The 1271-nt window shown below is 51.4% G+C and carries 1 protein-coding gene and 1 pseudogene; one reads left to right on the top strand and one right to left on the bottom strand.

The window, feature by feature from the left end:
- A pseudogene (locus tag WH277_RS00155) lies at positions 1-390 on the bottom strand (deacetylase); the annotation flags it as partial.
- Between the two features lie 159 nt (positions 391-549).
- Between WH277_RS00155 and rfaQ the strand changes: the two are divergent.
- The coding region (rfaQ, locus tag WH277_RS00150) for a putative lipopolysaccharide heptosyltransferase III (protein ID WP_339503649.1) at positions 550-1271 on the top strand (722 nt) is incomplete at its 3' end.

Here is a 1271-nt window from a genome sequence, read left to right as displayed (position 1 = left end):
ACTGCGCATTTTTACCTGGAGGGTTTCTTCCAGTAGACGGGTCATATAACTGACTTTTTCCCGCATATTCTCTTGCGGGTATTCAATCAGATAGGGTTTATGGCGCCAGTCGTCACCGGTTAAATCATAAAGTGGCGGGCTGTTCCAGGCATGTAAATGCATGCCAATCTCGCCGCTGTCGCGCGCGATAACATCCCGGGCAAACTCAATATACTCAGGATCCACCGCCATCTCATAGTTGGTCAGCCAGGTGGGTTTGAAGGTGTATTTTTCACACAACTGCTGAAATCGTGGCAAAAAACGGGTGTTTTCGGTAGCGATCCGATCGTGATTTTGCCAAAGGTTATCGCCTTCGGTATCGATAGTGATGATAAACGCGGGCTTACCCATTGTTGTTCCTGCCATAAAATTACCTGCCCACTATGTTACGTAGCGGATGCTGATTGCGCAAAGTTATTCCACCACTTGCATGGCCCGCGTGCGCCGGGCTAGCCACTTTCCCGTGTCTGCTTTAGAATCAGCGACTGGTTTACTGAACAGCGATATAGCATGAAACGTCCAGACCTGCCGTTTTCTCCCCACCAGGCTACGCGTATTCTGGTAATTAAGTTTCGCCATCATGGCGATATGCTTCTCACCACACCGGTCATACGTTCACTGAAAGCGGCCTTTCCGGATGCAAAAATTGACGTCCTGCTGTATGAAGAAACCCGTGCCATGCTGGCCTGCCATCCTGATATCAACCAGATTTATGCTATCGATCGAAACTGGAAAAAACAGGGCGTGCGTTATCAGCTTTCTCAAGAGTGGCAGTTGCTGAGGATGCTGAGATCACAGCAGTACGATATCGTGCTTAATCTGGCGGATCAGTGGCGCAGCGCCCTCATTACCCGTTTTACTGGCGCCCCGGTGCGGCTGGGCTTCGATATTCCCAAACGCCGTGGTGCACTGTGGCAGCGCTGTCATACCCAGTTAGTCCCTACTGCTACCCATCAGAATCTGCATACCGTGGAGCAGAACCTGTCGTTACTTGCTCCCCTTCAGCTACACACCCTCGATGCTACGGTTGGCATGCACTACGCAGCAAGCGATCGTCAACGGGTGACAACACTGCTGAATGGGGTAAAGAAATATATCGTGGTGCAGCCGACGTCTCGCTGGTTTTTTAAATGCTGGAGCGACGAGAAATTCGCCGCGGTTGTGCAGGCGTTACACGATGACGGGCATACCCTTGTGCTGACCTCTGGCCCGGACAGTAAAGAGCAGGCAAT

The organism is Erwinia sp. MYb416 (genome assembly GCF_037479575.1).
GTDB classification, from domain to species: domain Bacteria; phylum Pseudomonadota; class Gammaproteobacteria; order Enterobacterales; family Enterobacteriaceae; genus Erwinia; species Erwinia rhapontici.
The sequence above is the reverse complement of the archived record's forward strand: the minus strand, read 5'-3'. Positions and strand labels throughout refer to the sequence as shown.